At 33.3% G+C, this 22,495-nt stretch carries 20 protein-coding genes and 1 tRNA gene; 14 read left to right on the forward strand and 7 right to left on the reverse strand.

Features of this window, described 5'->3' with window-relative positions:
• Positions 1-4: 4 nt before the first annotated feature.
• The 3 genes from murA to ASE21_RS17875 all read right to left on the reverse strand — a co-directional run bounded on the left by murA (position 5) and on the right by ASE21_RS17875 (position 2,438).
• Positions 5-1,318 (reverse strand): UDP-N-acetylglucosamine 1-carboxyvinyltransferase, encoded by a 1,314-nt coding sequence (gene murA / locus ASE21_RS17865; RefSeq protein ID WP_057124085.1) that lies wholly within the window; start codon positions 1,316-1,318, stop codon positions 5-7.
• A gap of 94 nt (positions 1,319-1,412) precedes the next feature.
• Entirely contained in the window at positions 1,413-2,138 is a 726-nt protein-coding gene (locus tag ASE21_RS17870; protein ID WP_057124086.1) for a DUF4290 domain-containing protein, read from the reverse strand.
• Positions 2,139-2,141: 3 nt separating this feature from the next.
• Positions 2,142-2,438, reverse strand: a complete 297-nt coding sequence (locus tag ASE21_RS17875; protein ID WP_057124087.1) for a DUF493 family protein — start codon at positions 2,436-2,438, stop codon at positions 2,142-2,144.
• Between the two features lie 274 nt (positions 2,439-2,712).
• Here ASE21_RS17875 and ASE21_RS17880 point away from each other — a divergent pair, with 274 nt between their 5' ends.
• The 6 genes from ASE21_RS17880 (at position 2,713) to ASE21_RS17905 (ending at position 8,512) form a co-directional block, all read left to right on the forward strand.
• Positions 2,713-3,621: an alpha/beta hydrolase family protein gene (locus tag ASE21_RS17880; protein WP_057124088.1), complete on the forward strand. Its 909-nt coding sequence runs from the start codon at positions 2,713-2,715 to the stop codon at positions 3,619-3,621.
• Between the two features lie 306 nt (positions 3,622-3,927).
• Positions 3,928-4,461 carry an AAA family ATPase gene (locus tag ASE21_RS17885; protein ID WP_057124089.1) on the forward strand — a complete coding sequence of 178 codons (534 nt, stop codon included), beginning with the start codon at positions 3,928-3,930 and terminating at the stop codon, positions 4,459-4,461.
• A gap of 65 nt (positions 4,462-4,526) precedes the next feature.
• Complete coding sequence (locus ASE21_RS17890; RefSeq protein ID WP_057124090.1) at positions 4,527-6,422, forward strand: ATP-dependent DNA helicase RecQ; 1,896 nt, start codon at positions 4,527-4,529, stop codon at positions 6,420-6,422.
• Entirely contained in the window at positions 6,422-7,369 is a 948-nt protein-coding gene (gene fmt, locus ASE21_RS17895; protein WP_057124091.1) for a methionyl-tRNA formyltransferase, read from the forward strand. Before ASE21_RS17890 ends, fmt begins: the two co-directional genes overlap by 1 nt.
• 180 nt (positions 7,370-7,549) lie before the next feature.
• Positions 7,550-7,822 carry an HU family DNA-binding protein gene (locus ASE21_RS17900; protein ID WP_012022249.1) on the forward strand — a complete coding sequence of 91 codons (273 nt, stop codon included), beginning with the start codon at positions 7,550-7,552 and terminating at the stop codon, positions 7,820-7,822.
• Positions 7,823-7,951: 129 nt separating this feature from the next.
• A complete protein-coding gene (locus ASE21_RS17905; protein WP_057124364.1) occupies positions 7,952-8,512 on the forward strand; it encodes a YqgE/AlgH family protein in 561 nt (186 codons plus the stop codon).
• Here ASE21_RS17905 and ASE21_RS17910 read toward each other — a convergent pair.
• Together ASE21_RS17910 and ASE21_RS17915 are read right to left on the reverse strand one after the other, a co-directional pair.
• Positions 8,509-9,345 carry an aminotransferase class IV gene (locus ASE21_RS17910; RefSeq protein ID WP_057124092.1) on the reverse strand — a complete coding sequence of 279 codons (837 nt, stop codon included), beginning with the start codon at positions 9,343-9,345 and terminating at the stop codon, positions 8,509-8,511. The two genes, ASE21_RS17905 and ASE21_RS17910, sit on opposite strands and share 4 nt — an antisense overlap.
• Positions 9,346-9,399: 54 nt before the next feature.
• Positions 9,400-9,792, reverse strand: coding sequence for an START-like domain-containing protein (locus tag ASE21_RS17915; RefSeq protein ID WP_026727620.1), 393 nt, complete (start codon positions 9,790-9,792; stop codon positions 9,400-9,402).
• Between the two features lie 150 nt (positions 9,793-9,942).
• Between ASE21_RS17915 and ASE21_RS17920 the strand changes: the two genes are divergently transcribed.
• Positions 9,943-10,016, forward strand: a tRNA-Met gene (locus tag ASE21_RS17920).
• A gap of 137 nt (positions 10,017-10,153) precedes the next feature.
• Positions 10,154-10,411, forward strand: a complete 258-nt coding sequence (locus ASE21_RS17925; protein ID WP_057124093.1) for a hypothetical protein — start codon at positions 10,154-10,156, stop codon at positions 10,409-10,411.
• 296 nt (positions 10,412-10,707) lie between these two features.
• Here the strand turns inward: ASE21_RS17925 and ASE21_RS17935 are convergent, their stop codons facing one another.
• Positions 10,708-14,265: a DUF2339 domain-containing protein gene (locus tag ASE21_RS17935; protein ID WP_157848787.1), complete on the reverse strand. Its 3,558-nt coding sequence runs from the start codon at positions 14,263-14,265 to the stop codon at positions 10,708-10,710.
• Between the two features lie 405 nt (positions 14,266-14,670).
• Here ASE21_RS17935 and ASE21_RS17940 point away from each other — a divergent pair, with 405 nt between their 5' ends.
• From ASE21_RS17940 to map, 6 genes are all read left to right on the forward strand, one after another.
• Entirely contained in the window at positions 14,671-15,192 is a 522-nt protein-coding gene (locus ASE21_RS17940) for an RNA polymerase sigma factor (protein ID WP_057124096.1), read from the forward strand.
• Positions 15,193-15,460: 268 nt separating this feature from the next.
• A complete protein-coding gene (locus ASE21_RS17950; protein ID WP_057124098.1) occupies positions 15,461-16,306 on the forward strand; it encodes a FecR family protein in 846 nt (281 codons plus the stop codon).
• Positions 16,307-16,406: 100 nt separating this feature from the next.
• Positions 16,407-19,025, forward strand: coding sequence for a TonB-dependent receptor (locus tag ASE21_RS17955; RefSeq protein ID WP_057124099.1), 2,619 nt, complete (start codon positions 16,407-16,409; stop codon positions 19,023-19,025).
• A 4-nt stretch (positions 19,026-19,029) separates the two neighbouring features.
• On the forward strand, positions 19,030-19,869 hold the full coding sequence (locus tag ASE21_RS17960) for a DUF4249 domain-containing protein (protein ID WP_057124365.1): 840 nt from the start codon (positions 19,030-19,032) through the stop codon (positions 19,867-19,869).
• A 151-nt stretch (positions 19,870-20,020) separates the two neighbouring features.
• On the forward strand, positions 20,021-20,878 hold the full coding sequence (locus ASE21_RS17965) for a phospholipase D family protein (RefSeq protein ID WP_057124100.1): 858 nt from the start codon (positions 20,021-20,023) through the stop codon (positions 20,876-20,878).
• A gap of 71 nt (positions 20,879-20,949) precedes the next feature.
• Positions 20,950-21,714, forward strand: coding sequence for a type I methionyl aminopeptidase (gene map / locus ASE21_RS17970; RefSeq protein WP_057124101.1), 765 nt, complete (start codon positions 20,950-20,952; stop codon positions 21,712-21,714).
• 88 nt (positions 21,715-21,802) lie between these two features.
• On the opposite strand, the gene ASE21_RS17975 is transcribed toward map, so the two are convergent.
• The gene (locus tag ASE21_RS17975) at positions 21,803-22,384 is read right to left on the reverse strand and encodes a Crp/Fnr family transcriptional regulator (RefSeq protein WP_057124102.1); all 582 of its coding nucleotides are present in this window, start codon (positions 22,382-22,384) and stop codon (positions 21,803-21,805) included.
• Positions 22,385-22,495 lie beyond the last annotated feature (111 nt).

Raw genomic sequence — 22,495 nt, forward strand, 5'->3', positions numbered from 1 at the left:
ACAATTATGCTCTGATAATTTTAGCTCCAATTGCTCTTAAACGCTCGTCGATACGTTCGTATCCACGGTCAATTTGTTCAATGTTTTGAATAGTGCTTGTTCCTTTTGCAGAAAGCGCAGCAATTAACAATGAGATTCCCGCACGTATATCAGGAGATGACATTGTGGTTGCTTTTAATTGAGATTCAAAATTATGTCCCATAACCACAGCTCTGTGCGGATCACACAACATGATTTTTGCTCCCATATCAATCAATTTATCCACGAAGAACAAACGGCTTTCGAACATTTTTTGGTGAATTAAAACATCGCCTTTTGCCTGCGTTGCCACAACTAAAACAATACTTAATAAATCCGGTGTAAATCCTGGCCATGGCGCATCGGCAATGGTTAAGATTGAACCGTCGATATCTGTTTTTACTTCATAACCATTGGTGTGTGCAGGAATGTAAATATCGTCGTTACGTTTTTCGATTGTAATTCCTAATTTTCTAAAAGTATTTGGAATTAAACCTAAATTTTCCCAGCTTACATTTTTAATCGTAATTTCGCTTTTTGTCATAGCTGCAAGACCAATCCAGGAACCAATTTCGATCATATCCGGAAGAATAGTATGCTCGCATCCGCCTAGGCTTTCAACACCTTCAATAGTCAATAAGTTAGAACCAACTCCAGTGATTTTTGCTCCCATAGAGTTTAACATTTTACATAACTGCTGTAAATAAGGCTCACAGGCAGCATTGTAAACTGTAGTTTTTCCTTTTGCTAAAACAGCAGCCATTACAATATTTGCTGTTCCGGTTACAGAAGCTTCGTCAAGAAGCATATCTGTTCCCTGAAGTCCTTCTTCAGGAGTTTCTACTCCGTAAAAATGATCTTCTCTGTTATATCTGAATTTTGCTCCAAGGTTAATAAACCCTTCAAAGTGTGTATCTAATCTGCGGCGTCCAATTTTGTCACCTCCCGGTTTCGGAATATATCCTTTTCCAAAACGGGCTAAAAGCGGTCCAACAATCATAATAGAGCCACGAAGCGCTCCGCCTTCTTTTTTGAAAGCTTCTGTTTCTAAGTATCCAACATTTACCTCATCGGCCTGAAACGTAATCGAACCCGGTTCATTGCGTTGAATTTTTACACCCAAATTACCCAGCAATGTGATTAATTTATTGATGTCTATAATATCAGGAATATTATTAATTTTTACTTTCTCACCGGTCAGCAGCACGGCGCATAAAATTTGTAATGCCTCATTTTTTGCTCCTTGCGGAGTGATTTCTCCTTTTAAAGGAGTTCCTCCTTCGATTTTAAAAATTCCCATAGATCTTGTTTAGGTTCTAAGGTTCTGAGATTCTAAGGTTCTGAGGTCTGAGCCAAAATCTTAGCATCTTAGTCCCTTAGCATCTTAGCTCCTTTTATTTTTGATTATTGTTTTTTTGAAAATTCTTTTGCTTACCGCCTTTGTTGTTATTGTTTTTGTTGTTTTGTGTTTTTGTCTGTCCGGCCGGTGTAATTTTATTTGAAACACGTTTATTGGTACGCATTAAATCTGTTGTGTTCAACAATTCTTCTGTACTGTGCAGCAAATTAATTTTCCCTCCTGACAATTCATATAAATGCTCAAAAATCACATCATCTTTTACGGTGTCTTTATTCCAGCTCAAAAATGATTTTTTCATGTGGTTGGCAATTACCATTACCAATGCATTTTTCATTTCGCCTTCTTCCCATTTATTGGCAACATCAATCATATATTTAATGTTATTGCCGTAAAATCTGTATTTTGGAAAATTCTGCGGATATTGCAAAACATCTGGTTTTAATTCTAAAACCTCTCTTGAAGGAATTGGATAAGGAGATTCTACATTCAATTTAAAATCAGACATGATAAACAGCTGATCCCATAATTTATGTTGAAAATCCGGCACATCGCGCAAATGCGGATTTAAGCTTCCCATAACCTGAATGATATATTTTGCGGCTTTGTTGCGCATTTCATCATCTTCGATTGCAGTAGCCTGATCGATCAGTTTTTGTAAATGACGACCATATTCCGGAATAATCAAACGCTGTCTTTCAGAATTGTATTCTAAATTGTAAACAACATCACTTGCGGCTTCTCTTTTATATTTTTCGTTCATAAGTTATAATGAAACTATACCTTCAATTGTAGAAACTTCTTTGTATTTACCAATTATCTCATCAGAGCTGTGCATGGTTACATCTACAGAAACGCTGGTAAATTTACCTGTTTTAGATTTTGTTGTTTTAATAACTGCGCCCATTCTGTCAAAAGCTTTTTCAACACGCTCCACATTATCTCCCACAGACGGCACAATAAACTTGTACAAATATTCTGCTGGCCAACTGTTTGCGTTATCTAGTTCGACTTTTAATCTTTCGTAAAATTCGGCTGTATTTTTTTCTTTATCGTTCTCCATTCGTAATTAAAAATAAACGCAAATATACGGTTTTGATTTCAGATTTCAGATTTTAGATTTTAGATTTTTTGACCCAAAAAAATTAGTGTTTTTTTGTCACTCCCGATAGCTATCGGGATCACGAATTTGCACTAATTTTTTTCAACTAAAATTCAATTTCCCGAATTTTATTTATCTTGGCTAATCAATACAATTAGAATTAGCGAAATTCGTGAAATTCGTGGCGAAAAAACTCTGCGTCTTTGCGACTTTGCGAGATTAAAACCTCTTTACAATGAAAAAAATCCTTTTACTTTTTATCGCACTTATAACCAATGCAATTCAGGCACAAGAAGTCAAAACCATAACCTATTTTCAAAACGACACTTTAAAATTAGATTTAGATTTGTATCTGCCAAAGAAAAAATCTAGCGAAAAAATTCCGCTGATTATGTTTGCTTTTGGCGGCGGATTTTCTGGCGGAGAACGCACAAGCGAAAAAAACTTTGGTTTGTTTATGGCCGAAAACGGCATTGCAGTTGCCAGCATTTCCTATAGTTTATATATGAAAGGAAAAGATTTTGGCTGTAAAGGAACATTGACAGAAAAAATAAAAGCGATTCAAATTGGTGTAAGCGATATGTGGCAGGCGACAGCTTTTTTGATTGAAAATGCCGATAAATATAATCTTGATACTTCAAAAATCTTTATTTCGGGAATTAGTGCCGGGGCTGAAATTGGTTTTCAGGCTTCGTTTTGGGATTATAAACTGATGAATTTATATAAAAATAACCTACCTGAAAGCTTTAAATACAAAGGCTTTATTGGAGGTTCGGGAGCGATTCAGGATATAAATCTGATTACAAAAGAAAAAGCGGTTCCGATGTTACTGGCTCACGGAAACAATGACGATACAGTTCCTTATAGCGCAGGATCTCATCGTTCGTGCCCGACTAACGCTTCAGGCTGGCTGATTTTGTTTGGATCTTATGCCGTTTACAATCAAATGAAGGATTTAAACAAAGATATTGAACTGATTACTTTCTGCGGCGGCGGACATGAATTTTCGGGTTATCTTTTTCATCAGGGGCAGCAATATGTTCTGGATTTTGTGAATGACGTTTTAAAAGGAAAGAAATTTGAATCGCATTTGATTGTTCCGACTAATAAAAAAGGAAATGGCAACTATTTGTTTTGTGATTGATTTTTTAAACAATTCAGGCTGGATTGAAATCCAGCCCTACAAAATATTTGTATTCCTTCGAAACTAAAAAAAAAGAGCTAAAAGCTCTCTAAATATTATAGAGCTGGATTTCAATCCAGTTTTCTACAAAACATGGTTTTATCCTTCAAAACTAAAAAAAAGAGCTAAAAGCTCTCTAAATATTGTAGAGCTGGATTTCAATCCAGAACACCTTAACCACCAAAAATGCCAAATTATTCGCTTATGATAAATATTCTTTTTAATTACGAATAAGTTTAGGTAAATTTGCGCTTTATTTTTAGAATAGTGCAAAAACAAATCATAGTACTCATTGGCGGTCCTGGTACGGGAAAATCTACGCTTATAAACGAATTAGTCGCTCGTGGCTATTGTTGTTACCCTGAAATTTCAAGAGAAGTTACACTCGAAGCCCAGAAAAGAGGCATCGAGCAATTGTTTCTGGAACAGCCATTATTGTTTAGCGAAATGCTGCTGGAAGGACGCATTCAGCAATTTGAAAATGCCAAAAATGAGCCTGATAATATCGTTTTCATAGATCGCGGTATTCCCGATGTTGTAGCCTATATGGACTATATTGGCGATAAATATCCAACACATTTTACAAAAGCGTGTGAGGAGTACAAATATTCTAAAACTTTTATTTTACCGCCTTGGGAAGAAATTTATCAGAGCGACACAGAGCGTTATGAAAATTTTGAACAGGCATTGGAAATCCAGGAACACTTAATTGAAACGTATAAGAAATACGGTTACGATTTAATTGAGGTTCCAAAAGATACGGTTGAAAACAGAATTCTTTATATCTTAGACAAAATTTAGCAGCCGGTTTTAAAGTTGCAAAACTAGAAACTGATTTCTAAATTTTTAACTTTAAAACACAGGCCATGCAGGACGCTCAGGAAATTCTTTTTAAATACTGGAAACATTCCGGTTTTAGACCTCTGCAAAAAGAAATTATTGATTCGGTTTTAGAAGGTCAGGATACATTTGCCCTGCTGCCAACCGGAGGCGGAAAATCAATATGTTTTCAGGTCCCGGCCATGATGCGAGAAGGGATTTGTCTGGTCATTTCTCCTTTAATTGCCCTGATGAAAGATCAGGTGATGAATCTTCAAAAAAGAGATATTAAAGCCATTGCACTTACGGGCGGCATTCATACAGAAGAAATCATTGACCTTTTGGACAACTGCCAATACGGAAATTATAAATTCCTTTATCTTTCTCCGGAACGCCTTCAGTCTGACTGGATTTTAGAACGCATTAAAAATCTTCCTATCAATTTAATCGCTATAGACGAAGCACATTGTGTTTCGCAATGGGGCCATGATTTCAGACCTGCTTATTTAAAAATTTCTGAACTTAAAAAATACTTTCCTAAAATTCCTTTTTTAGCTTTAACCGCTACTGCAACACCAAGAGTTGTAGAAGACATTAAAACCGAATTGGGATTAAAAGATACCAAACTTTTCCAGCAGTCTTTTGAAAGAAAAAATATTGCGTACATGGTTTTTGAAGTCGAAGATAAATTGTATCGCGTCGAGCAGATTTTGAAGAAAAATCCACAGCCTTCTATTATATATGTACGAAACAGAAAATCTTGTTTAAATATGTCAACCCAACTGCAATCGTTAGGTTTTAGAGCAACATATTATCATGGCGGACTTTCGGCACAGGAAAAAGATAAAAATATGCAGTTGTGGATGTCAGAACAAGCACAGGTTATTGTCGCGACAAATGCGTTTGGAATGGGCATTGACAAAGACAACGTTAAAACAGTTATTCATACACAGCTGCCGGAAAACCTGGAAAACTATTATCAGGAATCCGGACGCGCGGGAAGAAACGGCGAAAAAGCATTTTCGGTTTTATTGTTTAACAATTCAGATGCCAATCAAACAGAACAGCAATTTATAAATGTTCTTCCAGATAAAAAATTCCTTAAAACCATGTATGTTAAGCTCTGTAATTATTTTCAGATTGCTTATGGCGAAGGTTTAGACGATTCGTATTCTTTTAAAATGAATCATTTTTGCAATAAATACGATTTTCCTACTTTAAAGACATATAATGCTTTGCAGTTTTTAAACCAACAGGGAATAATTACGATGTCTCAGGAATTTTCAGAAAAAGTAATAATGCAGTTTTTAATTGAATCGAAAGAAGTAATTCGATATATGAGCCTGAATCCGAATGATGAGGAAATTATTCTGGCCATTTTGAGAACGTATCCCGGCGTTCATGAAATGAAAACTCCGCTAAATCTTACTTTAATTGCCAAAAAATCAAATCACACGGAAGAGCAGGTAACGGCTGTTTTAGAAAAATTAAAAGAAAAAGAAATTATAGAATATAAATCTAAAAATAACGATGCAACGATTTTATTCAACGAAGTCCGCGAAGACGATTTAACTATAAACAGGGTTTCTAAATATCTGGAAAAACAAAACAAATTAAAACGCGACCAGCTTTCGTCTGTGCTTTATTATATAAAAGAAGACAAAACCTGCAAGAACCGATTGGTTTTGGATTATTTTGGCGAAGAAACAAAATCAAATTGCGGGATCTGCTCCTATTGTATTACTCAAAAAGGGAAAATCACAGAAGCCGATTCGATTGCTGATAAAATTCTTCACTTATTAAAAGCAACTGCCTTAACTTCGCGGGAAATTCAAAATCAGATTAAATTAGATGCTAAAGATGTTGTTCTGGTTCTTCAGGAATTACTGGAAAACAATCACATCATTATTTTGGCAAATAATAAATATACTTTAAAATCATAATGGAAAAATTACGAATCATATTTATGGGAACTCCGGAGTTTGCAGTTGGCATTCTGGACACCATTATTAAAAACAATTACGAAGTTGTCGGCGTTATTACAGCTGCAGATAAACCGGCAGGACGCGGACAAAAAATAAAATATTCGGCTGTTAAAGAATATGCACTGGCAAACAATCTTACCTTATTACAGCCGACAAATTTAAAAGACGAAAGTTTTTTAGCCGAATTGAAAGCTCTAAATGCCAATTTACAAATTGTAGTTGCTTTTAGGATGCTTCCAAAAGTAGTTTGGGAAATGCCAAGCTTAGGAACTTTTAATCTTCATGCTTCCTTACTGCCAAACTATCGCGGTGCGGCGCCGATAAACTGGGCCATTATTAATGGTGAAACCAAAACCGGTGTTACTACATTTTTTATCGATGATAAAATCGATACCGGGGCAATGATCTTAAATTCTGAAATCGCGATTGAACCATCAGAAAATGCAGGACAGCTTCACGATCGGCTAATGCATTTAGGCAGCACAACTGTTATTGATACTTTAAAAGTAATTGAAAACGGAAATGTCAGCACAACTATTCAGGAAGACAACTCTGAGATTAAAACAGCCTACAAACTCAACAAGGAAAATTGCAAAATCGACTGGACAAAATCCGGAGAAGAAATCAATAACCTGATTCGTGGTTTATGCCCCTATCCTGCCGCGTGGTGTTTTCTAAAAGATAAGGATGAAGAATTAAATATTAAAATATACGAAGCTAAATTGGTTTCAGACAGCCATTCTTATGAAGCCGGAACCCTGATCAGCAGTAAAAAAGAAATAAAAATTGCAATAAAAAACGGCTTTATTCAGTTATTAAGTCTACAATTACCAGGAAAAAAGAGAATGCAGGTGGCAGAATTGTTAAACGGAATAACTTTTTCTGATAGCGCAAAGGTCTATTAAGGTCAGTAAAACAGGGGTTTCTACCTGATTTTGATCGATAAACAACACGCTTTATGAACAAAAAAAACAAGTTATCAACAATTATTGCTAAAATTAAAGAAAACACTTGCACGCAACGGATTTCCTACTAAATTTGTGTATTAACAATTTTTTTTAACCAACAATTAATAACTAATTATTATGAACAAATCAGAATTAATCGATGCTATCGCTGCTGATGCAGGAATTACAAAAGCTGCGGCAAAATTAGCTTTAGAGTCATTTTTAGGAAATGTAGGGACTACTTTGAAAAAAGGCGGAAGAATTTCATTAGTAGGTTTCGGATCTTGGTCAGTATCTGCGAGAGCTGCTAGAGACGGTAGAAATCCTCAAACAGGAAAAACTATCAAAATTGCTGCAAAAAATGTAGTAAAATTCAAAGCTGGAGCTGAATTAGAAGGTGCAGTGAACTAAGTAAGAAAGTTCTCTAAACTAAATAATATAATTAAAACCCTTCTTCTGAAGGGTTTTTTTGTACGGTTTAACGATTTTTTTTGTGAATTTAAAAATTTTATGATTAAATTTAATAAAAATTGTAACCGTATGATTTCAGAAAAATTAAAAAAAGGACACCTGCTTATTGCCGAGCCTTCAATAATTGGAGATTTATCATTTAACAGATCGGTAATTTTATTAGCAGACCATAACAAAGAAGGATCAATAGGTTTTATCATTAATAAACCATTAAAATACACCATTAATGATTTAATACCTGAAATTGATGCCAACTTCAAGATATATAACGGAGGCCCAGTTGAACAAGACAATCTGTACTTCATTCACAATATTCCTGACTTAATCCCAAATAGTGTTGAGATTTCAAATGGAATTTATTGGGGAGGCGATTTTGAATCAACCAAAGACTTAATAAACGACGGAGCGATCAGTAAGAATAATATTCGCTTTTTCTTAGGTTATACCGGTTGGGACGAAAATCAGCTTGAAAATGAAATGCAGGGCAATTCCTGGATCATTGCCGATAATAATTATAAAAATAAAATTATCGGAAAATCAACCACTCATTTCTGGAAAGAACAGATTATTGAGCTTGGAGGTGATTATGTAATTTGGTCAAATGCACCTGAAAATCCTTATCTGAATTAATTTTCAGATATGGATTCATTTAGTTTCTGCACTAATAAATGGGCCAGATTACTTGTAAACTCTTTTTTTCGATACTTGGTTATCGGCTGTATCCCTGTGATTACATTTGTCAGGAATAATTCATCTGCTTTTTGAAGATCAAACGGTGAAATTATTTCCTCAATTACTTCTATGCCCTCTGTTTTTTTAGCCAAAGCCAGGATTTGTTTGCGCATAATACCATTTAAACAGCCTTCAGAAATTGGGGGTGTAATTAGTTTTTTGCCTGTAAGCATAAATAAATTTCCCTGTAAAGCTTCTACAACATTTTTGGTGTCGTTTATTAAAATACAATTCGCCAGTCCGTTTTCGTGGGCAAAAATACTCCCGGTAACATTAATCATTTTATTAGTCGTTTTGATGGACGATAATAATTGTTTTGTTACATAGAAATCTTTATATAAATCTACTTCATATTCAGCTTTATTTAACACATAAAAAGTATTGTCCAGAGCTGCTGCATGAATTAAAAATGAAATATCATTTGTTTTGGGAAGGTATAAACCGCCGTCATTTCTAAAAACGGTTATTCTGGCTCTTGCCGAAGAAGTAATATTTTTTTGCTGAACCAGATTTAAAATCTGCTCTTCAAAATATTCCATTGTAAAATTCATCGGAATTTCCATTCTCACAACCCGCATCGAAGCCATTAACCTGAAATAATGATCTTCCAGAAACAAGATTTTATTGTTGATAATTTTTACCGTTTCAAAGACACCGTCGCCGTATAAAAAAGCACGATTTTGTGTTAGTAAATTTTCTTCTTGTGCAATGTTTCCGTTAAAATTGATCATAAAAAAACCCTGAATTTTGTTCAGGGCAAATATAAGGCATAAAATAGACTTTTACTAAACAGAACCTATAAGATGTTTTAGGTCTGAGATTTGATTCTCCCACAATTGTTTAGCCTCTCCTACTTCTTCTTTTTCAGCAAAATCAACTACCATTAATGAAACATCTTTAGTTAACTCATCAACTAAAATATGCAGTTCAAAAAAGTATTCAGTATCCTTACTGCTTTCATCAACCCATTTGAATTTTACTTTTTCACCTGTTTTTTTAGAAGCAAGACGTGCTTTTTCCTGCGAATCATTCCAGATGAAAGTAAAAAATTCACCTCTTGAGTTAACATTGTCAGCAAACCATTCTGATAAACCTGACGGAGTTGATATATATTGATACAATAATTGTGGCGAAGAATTGATCGGAAACTCGATTTCGTAACGTATTTTTGAATCCATGTGCTACTTTTAATTTTTTCGAAATATAAGAATATATGTCCAAAAACAATGCGTTTTTAAAAATATTTTTTTTTCTTCATTTTATTCTTGTAAGCTTTAATATTATTTCTATCTTTGCACCCGCAATCAGGAATTCATGATAGCAGTCCAGGCGAGGTAGCTCAGTTGGTTAGAGCGCAGGATTCATAACCCTGAGGTCACGGGTTCAACTCCCGTCCTCGCTACAAGGTAAAAAAAACATCACTTTATAAAGTGATGTTTTTTTATTTATAATACTTTGTAATTATACTAAAATTTGTGGTTTACATTTTATATAACTACTTTTAAAATAACATTTTACTAACGTAATTTATAACCAATAATGGATATAGTTAAATTTAAAATTACATCAAAAACGATAAAAGTAGAAGTACGCAATTCGAATAATTATGTTTTCAATTTCAATACGGCTTTAGACATTGCAAAAGAAGACAAAGATGTTTTATTAAAACTATACAATGCGTTAGATCTCCTTTTTAAAAAAGAAACACCAAGCGAAATAAAAAACTATATTTCGCCTAACCAGACCAATATTCTGGATCAGATTTCTGATATTGACAATTTAGAACCGGAAAAATAAATCAGTCCATAAGTCTGTACCATTATTATTTTTAAGTGGACATTGGCACTCGGTATTTAACGATCGGAATACGAACATTTATTGATCCAAATAATCCTAAAGATCTTCCAATTGTTGCTGCATTGCAAAATGCAATTAAAATTGATCAAAAAGAGAATTTTTACAATACCAAACCGGGATCAGGTCACCCAATACAAAGTTCGGGATTCGTTAATAGAAGCATCTAAAAAACCCTTAAATATTTCTATTTAAGGGTTTTCTTTTTTATATCAAATAAAAAAATTTCAGAATAGTTTTTAATCAAATCGCTCCTTGTACTTTTTAAATAAAGTATTCATTACTAAAAGCACTACTCCAACGCCAAGTAAAACCAATGCTCTGATAAGGAAATCGGCATTTGATAAGTCGAAAAACATCAGTCGGATGACACAGACACCAACTAAGGAAAGTGATACATAACGGAAGTATTTTTCTTTTAAAATAATTCCGAGTATTAATAACCCCAATGATTCCAGAATCCAGAAGAATGTTAAAATTCCTTTATCAAACGAAAGAAACAAAAACAATCCTATACTAAAAGTCGCTGGATAAATAATAATGCTGTTTCTAAACTTGAAATCTTCTATGTATTTGTAAATAATAAAAATGTACAATGCTAATAGTGCAAATATGATGATATAAACAAATTCAAATCTTGATTCGAAATAATTGAAACTCACAAACGCTAAATGAAAATTGGCCAGCAAATAGTAAACAATACTGATTTCTTTTTTGTTTCCAATTTTTTTATAATAAAGTAATAGGTTTACAATTGCCGTTGCTGCCCAAAATACCGGAAGCCATTTATGCTCTAATTGCGAGAACATAATAATAGAAAGCCAAATGTTTATGACAATCTGATAATCGATCTTTAGTGACTTAATAAACTCTTTTTTACGAATAAGAAAAACGAGAACGATCAATAGAACAATGGCCGAAAGTTGTAAAACCCAATCCATCAAAGTAAAATTGTTTTTTTGTTTGATGCTGTAAAAAACCGAAGCTAAAATAGATAAAGAACCAATCACTATAACTGATTCTGAAGCCAGTTCTATTTTTTTGTACAAAATCAGTACGAAATTCAGGATTGCCAAAAGCATAAATATCACCGGTAAATAAGACATCTCTACCTGAGCAAATAATAAAATGATGATCCATAAATTTTGAATGATAGGCAAAATGGCGCTATACATTTTCCCTTCTTCCTTTGAGCTTTTTAATTGCAGCCAGCTGTAAATAACAGATAATAAAATACTAATTGTTTCTGTAATATATAATGTATTTTTATTCAAAAGATAATCTTTTCCGGAAACAGCCAGGAAAACTGTCAGAAGCACAGAACCAATTAAAAATAAAAATGAGTAAACATTATAGCGTTTAATTCTTTCAACTTTTTGAAAAACCCAAAATGTTAATACTGCTAAAACTCCTAAATAAACCGAAATGTAATTGCTCTCGATACAAGAAAATCCAAATACTAATGCGTTGAAAAGTATAAATTCTGAATTTATACTATTATAATTTCCCCAGACAGGGATGACTTCATTTGTCTTATTTCTAATTGTATCTGCAAATAAGAAATACGTTTCGATAACAGAAATTCCAACAGCTATTAAACCAATTTCGGCAGTATTTAAAAACTGGGTTTTGTACGCAAACAAAAAGCTTCCTGCTATCGATAATCCCAGACAGAAAAGATAAAGCAAAGCCTGATTACCGGCAGCAAGCGTTTTTCGTTTAAACTGAATCCATAAAAATTCGTGATTTAATAACGCAATACCAAACAATCCGAAAATCAAAGCAATATGGTAATCACCCACATATCTATGCAAAACTGAAATAAATAATGCATTTATACCAACAATACCAATGGTTTTTATAATGCGTTCATTTGTATAAAATAATTTTACAAACCAGTTAAAAGTTATTACAGCGATGATCCCAAGAGCAAAAACAATGTCCAAATTAGATTTTTGCTTGTTAACGATTAATACTAAACCTGTAATAATAGTAATAATTAAAAAAGTAAATCTTCCTAAATCAAACGTATTGGTTTTGAATTTGAATCGTAAACCACACCACAATAAAGCCAAAAATATCAACGGATAATAAAACGAAAATTCGATGGTGTGATACCAGCTTACAAAAAACAATAGGGAGAAAAGAACTGAGAAAATTCCGTTTAAACTCAAATCTTTCTTCATCACAAAAGCATCTATTTCTAAAAACTCTTTTTTTACAGCACAGAAAACTGGAACTATCAGCGTTATCAAAGTCAGAACAATCAGCGTTGCAAAAGTATTTGTAATATTGATTTGAAGAGAATATGGACTGATATGCAAAGTAAAAAAGCCCAGGATTATTAAACCTAAAACATGATTAATACCTAAAAATATTTTATGCAGTAAAGTTTCGCCGCTTTTGTAAACGATAAATAAGCAAGCAATAACCAAAAAGTACAATATACAGGCAATAACATCAAAACCAACTTTCCAGTCATTTAGCATAACGGCCGTTAATGCAAAAAGCACGAACGAAACCATTCCGTCTAAATGATACAGCCAAAAAATCTTTTTCTTTCTGGCAAAAAGTGCGGCGAAAAGGCATAGAATTCCGGCTGCGAAGAGAACAAATATTTTAATTTTGCTTCCGGTTGAATGCAAAATTAAACCTGAAGCAAACAAAATCCAGTTAGTAAGATGCGTTATAAATGCAATTCGGTCAAAATGTGTATTCGCATAAATGCTGCGGTATTGCATATACATGCAGCTTACAGAAACGAGGATAATACCAAATATGGCAAACATATTCTGAGACGGACTTAAAACATGATTTCCTTGTGTAAACCAGAGATCAAATATGATAAAAGCCGAAATAACAATTAGTAAATGATATTCCCATTTTTCTTTAAAAGACAAAATAATTCCTGCTGTCGCGGTTAAAGATGCCAATAAAAAGGTAATTAAAAGTTTATCGGGAATGACGCATAAAACTAAAATGCTCAAAATAACATGCAGCGATAAAAAAGTTTGCTGCCTTATGATATAGCCTACAAATAAATTAATTGCAATTCCAATTCCCATCAGAGAATATGCAAGCGGAATACTTTCTACAAATGTAAGCGCCGGAATTTGTGATGCACCGAAACATCCAAACAAAAATAAACTTGCTCCGGCACTTCGAAGCCACAGTCCGGTTTTAAGCCATTTTTCTTTTTTCTTTAAGAAGTAATACGACCCGGCCAAAACTCCGGCATAAATCCAAAGAATTAAAACACGGAACATTGGTGAAACTTTTAAAGCTGTATAAATACTCAGATAACCAATTCCTAAAACCATAATTGCGGTTCCTAAAATACCAGTCCAGTTTTCGGCAAACTGCTGTTCTATTTTTTTTATAAAGATTGAAAAAGCACTTTCTACATAGATTTCTTCTTCTTTATACTGAGGTTCTGTTTGAGTTTCTGCCGGAAGAACAGAATGTTCAAAATCTGATGATTCTGAATCTTGTTCTTCGATATTTTTATTGGTATCGTAAACCGGAACTGCCGATGAATCGAAACTTAAAACAGGTTTTTCTGCAATTTCCTGATTTATAACAGGATCTTGAATAAACTCTTCAAGATCAACAACTGGATCCGAAATGATTTGAGGAGAAATTTCGGCAACGGGTTCTGAAACTATTTCAACTTCCTCTATTTTAGTTATTAAATCTTCCCGGCTTAAACCAGATTGAACAATGTGTTTTTTGATTTCATCAATTTGACTTTTTAATGAATTATAATCTTCCCTGCTTTTTCTGTAAAGAGAATCCAAATTGTCATTTTCTTCTTTTATTTTCGAAAAATTATTAAATAAGACTATAACACAAACAAATAAGATAAATAGAATAAAGTTCACCATAGTTTAATTTTATTTTACAAATGTAAGAATTTACACTTTTTTTTTACGCTGCCGAATTTTGTTCTAAAATAGAATAGATTTTTGGAATATTAAGTTTTTATCCCATTTGCTTTCAAATTAAAATTTATCAGATTTCTATAAGAAGAAAATCACCACATTTATTGTAACATTTTTCGATATCAGCGTCAAACTTTAAAATTAAATTACGGTTCTTTGTAACTTATTACATTCGGAATTTGAAATTGGTCATTTTTCCGATACAATAATATTGAACCCAGTGAGTTTTGACTAGATAAAACTAGCTGCGATATTTTCGTTATGGACAATAAAAAGTTTATTTTAAGTTTGAAAAAAGGTAATGAAGCAGCCTTCAAAGAGGTTTACTTCAGCTACTACGACAAACTGATAAATATTGCCAAACGTTTTGATCTTACTGTACTTACTCCGGAAGACTTCGTTCAGGAAAGTATTTTACGGTTATATAATAAAAGAGAATTGCTCAATGAAGATGTTTTGTTTGACAAACAATTATACACTATTTGCAAAAACATCCTCATCAATCATGTTAACAGAGAAAACAAAATAGTTCAGCTTAATCCTTCTCAGACTGAAATTGTACAGGAAGAATCTGACTCAGGAATATTTGAGGAAAGACAAGAAAAATTATATAATTTCATTAATCAGCTTCCTGAACAGCAGCAAAAAATATTTACTTTACACAAACTGGAAAACCTTAGCTATAAGGAGATTGCAGAAATTACGGATCTTTCTGAAAAGACCATTGCCAATCATATTTATCTCGCCAGTAAATTTATTCGAAAAAAAATCGCAGATCATTAGGAACTTTTTTGTTCTCGTTTGTTATATCTAAAAACGACGACAAAAAATGCATATTGAAGCGTATAAAACGAATATCAGAACAAAAAAAGACGCAAGTCATATTGTGGTTCTTTTACAGTTCATTATATCTGATTGTATTATAAATTTTGATTTTAAAAATCGGGAACGAATTTTAAAAATCGAAACCAACAGAGAAATCCAGGAAATGGTTTATAGTGTTTTTAATAAACAAGGATTTTATTGCAAAAAACTTTAAAACCGAAAGGTCATGGATAAAGAAAATTTAGACGAAGAATTAAAAAAATTATGGGATGAAATTCCGGTACCGCACTCAGAAAGCACAAAAGAAGCTTCCTGGGAAGAATTTCGCTCTAAAGCTTTTGTTCCGAAAAAACGGAAAATTAAAATCTGGCGCTATTGTGCCGCCGCTGCTGTTTTACTTTTTGTACTTATTGGAACAGGAATTTATTTTAATTCTGAATCTATTACAGAAAACGGGCTTGCTGCGGCCACAAACGTAATTAAAAATACTACTTCGAAAATAAAATTTGTAGTCTTACCCGATGATTCAAAACTAGAATTGAGTCCGAATGCTAAGATTTGCTACGGAGATAATTTTGCGGTAAACAGAAAAATTGAAGTAGACGGGCAAGTGTATTTTAAAGTTAAAAAAGACAAAAAACATCCTTTTCAGGTTTTTTCTAATGAAACTATCACGACAGTTTTAGGAACTTCATTTACCGTAAACGAAACTGAAAACGAGGAAGTAATGGTGGAACTTTTTGAAGGAAGTGTTCAAATGAATGTAAAAGGACAGGATCAAAAATGGATTTTGAAACCGGGACAAAAATTTACTTATGCCAACCAAACGATTTCAGTAACAGAATTCAGCCGTTTTATTGATTTTGAAAATGAAAACTTATCTGCCGTGAGTGCTTATATAGAGAAAAATTACGGTTATAAAGTAACGCTTCCGCAAAATTATCAGAATCAAAAAATTACTATTCGAATCAATAAAAAAGAAGATTTAAAAACAATTGTACAATTAATCTCAGAAATGTATAACCTAAACTTTGAAATAAATGAAGATTTAAAACAGATTGCTTTTCAATAAGAAAAGAAAAAGGATGTAAGCCGCGAAACTCCACATCCTCCTCATATTCAGGATAACACGAGGTTATTCCATATAATAATATTCAAAAATACAAAATTTCATGAAGCATATAATTTCGGCATGCTTTTTTTTATTCAGTTTATCTATGTCTGCCCAGGATGTTACGGTAACTGTAGATCAAAACGTAACCTTAAAAGAATTCTTTAAACAAATTGAAAATCAAACCGATTTTAAATTTGCCTTTACAGATCAAATCGATACAAGCCAAAAGTATTTTAACAAAAAAAGCACCTATAAGCAAATCGAAATTGAGAAACTTATTACGGAACTTAACAAAATTTCGACTGTACAATTCTCTATTGTCGGGAATAATATTTTTGTAAAACAGAAATCACAAGCCGTAAAAACTGCGAAAAAAAAAAGCAGGCTGACAGGTCAGATTTTTGATGATACCAAACAGCCCGTTATTGGCGCCAATGTGTTTATTAAAGAACTTGAAGTTGGCGCTGTAACGGATATAAACGGAAAGTTTAGCCTTGAAATCCCAAACGGAAAATATACCGTTTTAATCAGCTATGTTGGTTTTAAAAATCAGGAAGAATATATCACTATTTCTGATGATACCAGAATCAACTTCAATATGGATGCTGATAGTCGGGAACTAGAACAGGTCATTATTACAAATAACAAAGCGACGGATATTAAAACGACTCAAATGAGCGTTAACAGGCTTTCGATGCAGGAAATAAAAAGAATTCCGGTTGCAATGGGTGAGCCTGATCCGCTAAAATCGATATTAACGCTTCCGGGAGTTACAAACGCCGGAGAAGCTTCTTCCGGTTTTAATGTCCGCGGAGGTGCTGCAGATCAGAATCTGATTCTTTTAGATGGAGCTCCAGTATATGCAGATTCGCACATGTTTGGTTTTTTCTCCATTTTTAATGCTGATATCATCAATGGTCTGGATTTATACAAAGGCGGGATTCCGTCTAAATTTGGAGGACGTGTCTCTTCTGTTTTAGATGTAACACAGCAGACAGGAGATTTTGAAAACTTTAAGGTTAACGGAGGAATCGGAATTATTTCGAGCCGCCTTTTAGTTCAGGGACCTTTACAAAAAGAAAAAGGCTCTTTTATACTTTCAGGACGTACTTCGTATGCGCATTTATTTTTGAAACTGGCCGATAATAAAAACTCTGCTATGTTTTATGACTTAAATGCCAAATTAAATTACCGTTTTGATGCCAATAATAGTTTGTCTTTTTCCGGTTACTTCGGAAATGATTTATTTGATATCAATGATCGTTTTGCAAGTACTTACGGAAGTACAATGGGTATTTTAAGCTGGAAACACAAATTTTCTGATCGCTTAAACAGTAATTTATCTACTTTTTTCAGCGAGTATAGATTTAACCTCGAAATTCCGGTGGAGAGTTTTAAATGGAACAGCAACATTCAAAGCTATGGATTAAAATACAATTGGAATTATCAGCAGTCTGAAAAGTTTAAAATCAGTTACGGTATTGACGGATTGTATTATGATTTTAATCCGGGAGTTGTGCAGCCTACAGCTTCAGATTCTCAGTTTAATTACAAACAGCTGGATAAGAAATATGCTTTAGAAACTTCTGCTTATCTTGACTTTGAAAATCAAATTACAGAAAAGCTGAATTTTCGTTACGGACTTCGCTACAGTACATTTTACCGTTTGGGCGGAGAAGAAATCAGTACTTACGAAAATGGTCAGGCAGTTGTTTATAATCCGTTATATAAAATTTACGAAGAAGGAACACCAAACGGAACGATCAATTATAAAAAAGGTCAGGCAATCAGCACTTTTAATAATTTTGAACCAAGAGCGGCTTTGTCTTATTCTTTTAATGATAATACTTCTGTAAAAGCAAGTTATAACAGAATGGCACAGTACATTCATATTTTATCCAATACGCAGTCTCCGCTTCCAATGAGTATCTGGACGCCAAGCGGACCGTTTACAAAACCTCAGCTTCTGGATCAATATGCTTTGGGATATTTCAAAAATTTCAGAGACGGCGATTACTCTTTAGAAACCGAATTATTTTATAAAAATGTTCAAAACCGCATTGATTACATCGACGGTGCAGATGTTTTGGCGAATAACAATATTGAACAGGTCATTCTTAACGGAAAAGCCAGATCGTACGGAATGGAATTGTTATTCAGAAAAAATACCGGAATTTTTACCGGATGGATTTCCTATACTTTATCCAGAGCAGAACAAAAAACTCCGGGAAGAACTGCAGAAGAACCGGGAATTGCCAATGGGGACTGGTATTTATCCGGGTACGACAAACTGCATAATTTAAGTATTGTAGGAAGTTATGAATTTAGCCCGAAATGGTCTTTTAACGGAAATTTCTCTTTACAGTCGGGCCAGCCGGTTACTTATGCAAACGGATATTATGAAATTGGCGGAATCCATGTTCCCAATTATTCTTTGAGAAACGAAAACAGACTGCCTCTTTTTCATCACTTAGATCTTGCCGCAACGTATACGCCTAAACCCGATAAAAAGAAAGGATGGCAAAGCTATTGGACATTCAGTCTTTATAATGTCTATAACAGAAAAAATGCCGCTTCTATGACTTTTACAACCAATGAAGATACGGGAGCAAACGAAACCAGAAGACTTTCTATTTTCGGAATTGTACCCGGGGTTTCTTATAATTTTAAATTTTAATGCGATGAATAAATTGAAAAAATATATAGTAATGAACAGAATAATGGCATTAATAAGTTTTCTTTTTGTTTTTTCTTTTGTTTCGTGTGAAGATGTAGTAAATCTTGATCTGGAAACAGGCGAAACAAAATTGGTAATTGATGCAGAAATTATTTGGAAAAAAGGAACTGCCGGAAATGAACAAACCATAAAAATCAGTAAAACAGCATCTTATTACAGCGGTTCGACGCCTAAAGTTTCCGGAGCGCAGGTAAGGGTTGAAAACAGCAATGGAGACGTTTTTACTTTTAATGAAACAGAAGCAGGAGTTTATAAGTGTACCAATTTTGTTCCTGTTATTGATATGGATTATAAATTGTTTATCAATGCCGAAGGACAAACTTATACTGCTGCAGAAAAATTAACTTCTGCCGCTCCAATCAACAAAATTGAACAAAAAATTGTTCCCGATTTTGGAGGAGAAGATACTATAGAATTAACTTTTTATTACAGTGATCCGGCAGACGAAAAAAATTATTATGTAACCGATTATCAAAGTGAATTTTTAATTTATCCCGAATACGAAATCACAGATGATGAATTTTATAACGGAAATGAAATAAGTACAAGATATTCCCACGAAGACATGAAAGCCGGAAACACGGTAATAATTACACACAGAGGGGTTTCTAAAAACTTTTTTAATTACTGGAAATTAATTCTGGAAGCTTCAAGCTCAAATCCTTTTTCTGTGCCGCCCGGAAATATTCGGGGAAATATTGTAAATAACAGCGATGCATCTAATTATGCTTTGGGCTATTTTAGACTTTGCGAAGCTGATGTAAAATCTTATGTAGTACAGTAAAACCATTTTATATAAAAGACAAAATCTAGCCCCTAAAGTTTAATCTTCAGGGGTTTTTACTTATAAATATTTTCTCAATTTAATATTATATTAGCATTAATAAAAATAATGTACATGAATTAAAATTACCAACAGTCAAAAAAAATTGCAAATGTCAAAATTCATTACTGGAAAAGAACTTGAAGAAGTTGTATATGGCATTATTTGGGAAGCAAAAAATACAATTCTTATTGTTTCACCGTATATAAAGCTGGATGATTATTTTAAACGTTTGTTTGACAAACACGCAAATAATCCTAAAGTCAATATTTTGATAGTATTTGGAAAAAATGAAGGAGAAGTAAGCCGAAGTTTAAGTAAAGATGATTACGATTACTTCAAAAAATTCTTAAATGTAAGTATTGTTTATGCTCCAAAACTTCATGCTAAATATTATGGAAATGAAAGAAAAGGGGTTATTACATCTATTAATCTTTATGATTTTTCTTTTAAAAACAATATCGAATTTGGCGTTTATACGGAACAAAATATTTTGAGTAGTTTTAATAAATCGGCAGATTTAGAAGCTTGGAATGCTTGTTGGGAAATTGCACATAACCATGAAGCTGTTTTTATAAAGAGGCCTGTTTATGAAAAAAAACTCTTAAGTGCATTTCTTGGAAAAAGTTATATAAAATCTGATGTTCTACATGATGTTACTGATAATTTTTATCATAATTTTCGAAATTACAGACAACATATATTGGTGAAAAAACTGGGAGACTTTCCTGATGAATTGGAGTTAGGTTCCGAAGTATCAATACGACCAGAAAGAGATGAAGAAACTATTCGATTTGGTTTCTGTATCAGAACAGGAAATAAAATCCCATACAATCCGAAAAGACCTTTTAGCGATAAAGCTTATAAAAGCTGGGTACAATTTGGCAATGTAAATTATCCTGAGAACTTTTGTCATAAAACAGGAAAACCTTCCAATGGAAAAACATCAATGAGAAATCCAATTCTCTAAGATTAATATAATTGATATTTAACTAATACTTTTAATTTAAGCTTTATATTAGCAACTATAAAAATACCACCATGTCCATAACAACAGAAGCAGAATTAATCGGAATGAAAAAGGCAAGTGAAGCTGTGGCTTATGCTTTAAAAGAAATGAGAAATTATGCAAAACCTGGCATTTCAACAAAAGAACTAGACGAGTTTGGCGGAAAAATCCTGAAAGATTTTGGAGCAAAATCGGCACCATATGTAACGTATGGTTTTCCGGGATGGACTTGCATCAGTGTAAATAAAGAATTCTGTCACGGAATTCCTTCTGATAAAAGAATACTTAAAGATGGAGATTTAATTAATATCGATGTTTCGGCAGAATTAAACGGTTTCTTTTCAGATAATGGCGGTTCGTTTGTTATTGGAGAAGATGTAAACCAGCATAAAAAACTGATTGAGGCTTCTAAAGAAATTCTGCAAAAAGCAATTTATAATATAAAAGGCGGCGTTCGTATTTCTGATATTGGTTTTTTAATGGAAAACGAAGCTAAAAAAAGAGGTTACAAAGTCATCCGAAATTTAACCGGCCACGGAGTTGGAAGAAATCTCCACGAAGAACCGCACGAAATTGCCAATTACAGAGATCGATTTAACTTAACCAGATTTAAGAAAAACTCTGTTGTTGCAATCGAAACTTTTATTTCGACAACTTCTACAATCGCCGAAACTTTAAAAGACGGCTGGACAATGGTTGGCAACAAAGGCGGTTTTATGGCACAGCATGAACACACGATTGTTGTTACAGATGGCAAACCGATTATCTTGACAGAAATGAATGAAATTTGGAATTAAAATTTCTAACATAAATAACGAAAAACTCCAATATTACTAATGGAGTTTTTTATTGTTTTCAATATTAAAAAATAAGTTTAATCTAAATTCACCCATTTTTCAGATGCTTTGCACGAAGCCTGCTTAAAAATTCCGGTGTAATTCCGAGATATGAAGCAATGTACTGCTGCGAAACACGCTGCGAAATTGTCGGATACCGTGTAACAAATTCAATATACTGATCCATTGCTGTAGAAGAAACCGTTTTAAACAATCGCTTTTGTAATTTCGATAAATGCCTTTGAATCATCAGACGGAACATTCTTTCTAACTGCGGAACTTCATTAATCAGATTTTCTTTAGACTGACGTGTTAAAACCAGTAACTCACAATCTTCGAGAGTTTCTATATACATATCACTCGGAATCTGGTCTTCAAAACTTGTAATATCACTTACCCACCAGTCTTCGGTCGCAAACTGCAGCGTCAGTTCCATTCCTTCTCCATCAATAAAATATTCGCGGATACAGCCTTTGTTAATGTAAGCTTCAAAACTGCAAATTTCTCCGGCGCTCAATAAAATAGTCTTTTTGGGAACTATTCTCAATTCGAGACTGTTTTCAAAAATTTTAAGTTCCTTTTCCGAAAGACGGACAGTCCTTGAAAGATATTCCCGTATTTTATCAAACATTTTTCTATTGATTTATAAAGATTGCATCCAATTACAAAATGTAAATATAAGATGAATTATTTATTAATATTTCTTGATCTAGTTTAAGAAATGAGGAAACAAATTATTTCA

This window comes from Flavobacterium sp. Root901, assembly GCF_001429765.1.
Taxonomy (GTDB): Bacteria; Bacteroidota; Bacteroidia; order Flavobacteriales; family Flavobacteriaceae; genus Flavobacterium.

Coding starts and splice junctions, on each gene's coding strand:
- murA (WP_057124085.1), bottom strand. CDS start 1,318: ATGGGAATTTTTAAAATCGAAGGAGGAACTCCTTTAAAAGGAGAAATC.
- ASE21_RS17870 (WP_057124086.1), bottom strand. CDS start 2,138: ATGAACGAAAAATATAAAAGAGAAGCCGCAAGTGATGTTGTTTACAAT.
- ASE21_RS17875 (WP_057124087.1), bottom strand. CDS start 2,438: ATGGAGAACGATAAAGAAAAAAATACAGCCGAATTTTACGAAAGATTA.
- ASE21_RS17880 (WP_057124088.1), top strand. CDS start 2,713: ATGAAAAAAATCCTTTTACTTTTTATCGCACTTATAACCAATGCAATT.
- ASE21_RS17890 (WP_057124090.1), top strand. CDS start 4,527: ATGCAGGACGCTCAGGAAATTCTTTTTAAATACTGGAAACATTCCGGT.
- fmt (WP_057124091.1), top strand. CDS start 6,422: ATGGAAAAATTACGAATCATATTTATGGGAACTCCGGAGTTTGCAGTT.
- ASE21_RS17900 (WP_012022249.1), top strand. CDS start 7,550: ATGAACAAATCAGAATTAATCGATGCTATCGCTGCTGATGCAGGAATT.
- ASE21_RS17905 (WP_057124364.1), top strand. CDS start 7,952: ATGATTTCAGAAAAATTAAAAAAAGGACACCTGCTTATTGCCGAGCCT.
- ASE21_RS17910 (WP_057124092.1), bottom strand. CDS start 9,345: ATGATCAATTTTAACGGAAACATTGCACAAGAAGAAAATTTACTAACA.
- ASE21_RS17915 (WP_026727620.1), bottom strand. CDS start 9,792: ATGGATTCAAAAATACGTTACGAAATCGAGTTTCCGATCAATTCTTCG.
- ASE21_RS17925 (WP_057124093.1), top strand. CDS start 10,154: ATGGATATAGTTAAATTTAAAATTACATCAAAAACGATAAAAGTAGAA.
- ASE21_RS17940 (WP_057124096.1), top strand. CDS start 14,671: ATGGACAATAAAAAGTTTATTTTAAGTTTGAAAAAAGGTAATGAAGCA.
- ASE21_RS17950 (WP_057124098.1), top strand. CDS start 15,461: ATGGATAAAGAAAATTTAGACGAAGAATTAAAAAAATTATGGGATGAA.
- ASE21_RS17955 (WP_057124099.1), top strand. CDS start 16,407: ATGAAGCATATAATTTCGGCATGCTTTTTTTTATTCAGTTTATCTATG.
- ASE21_RS17960 (WP_057124365.1), top strand. CDS start 19,030: ATGAATAAATTGAAAAAATATATAGTAATGAACAGAATAATGGCATTA.
- ASE21_RS17965 (WP_057124100.1), top strand. CDS start 20,021: ATGTCAAAATTCATTACTGGAAAAGAACTTGAAGAAGTTGTATATGGC.
- map (WP_057124101.1), top strand. CDS start 20,950: ATGTCCATAACAACAGAAGCAGAATTAATCGGAATGAAAAAGGCAAGT.
- ASE21_RS17975 (WP_057124102.1), bottom strand. CDS start 22,384: ATGTTTGATAAAATACGGGAATATCTTTCAAGGACTGTCCGTCTTTCG.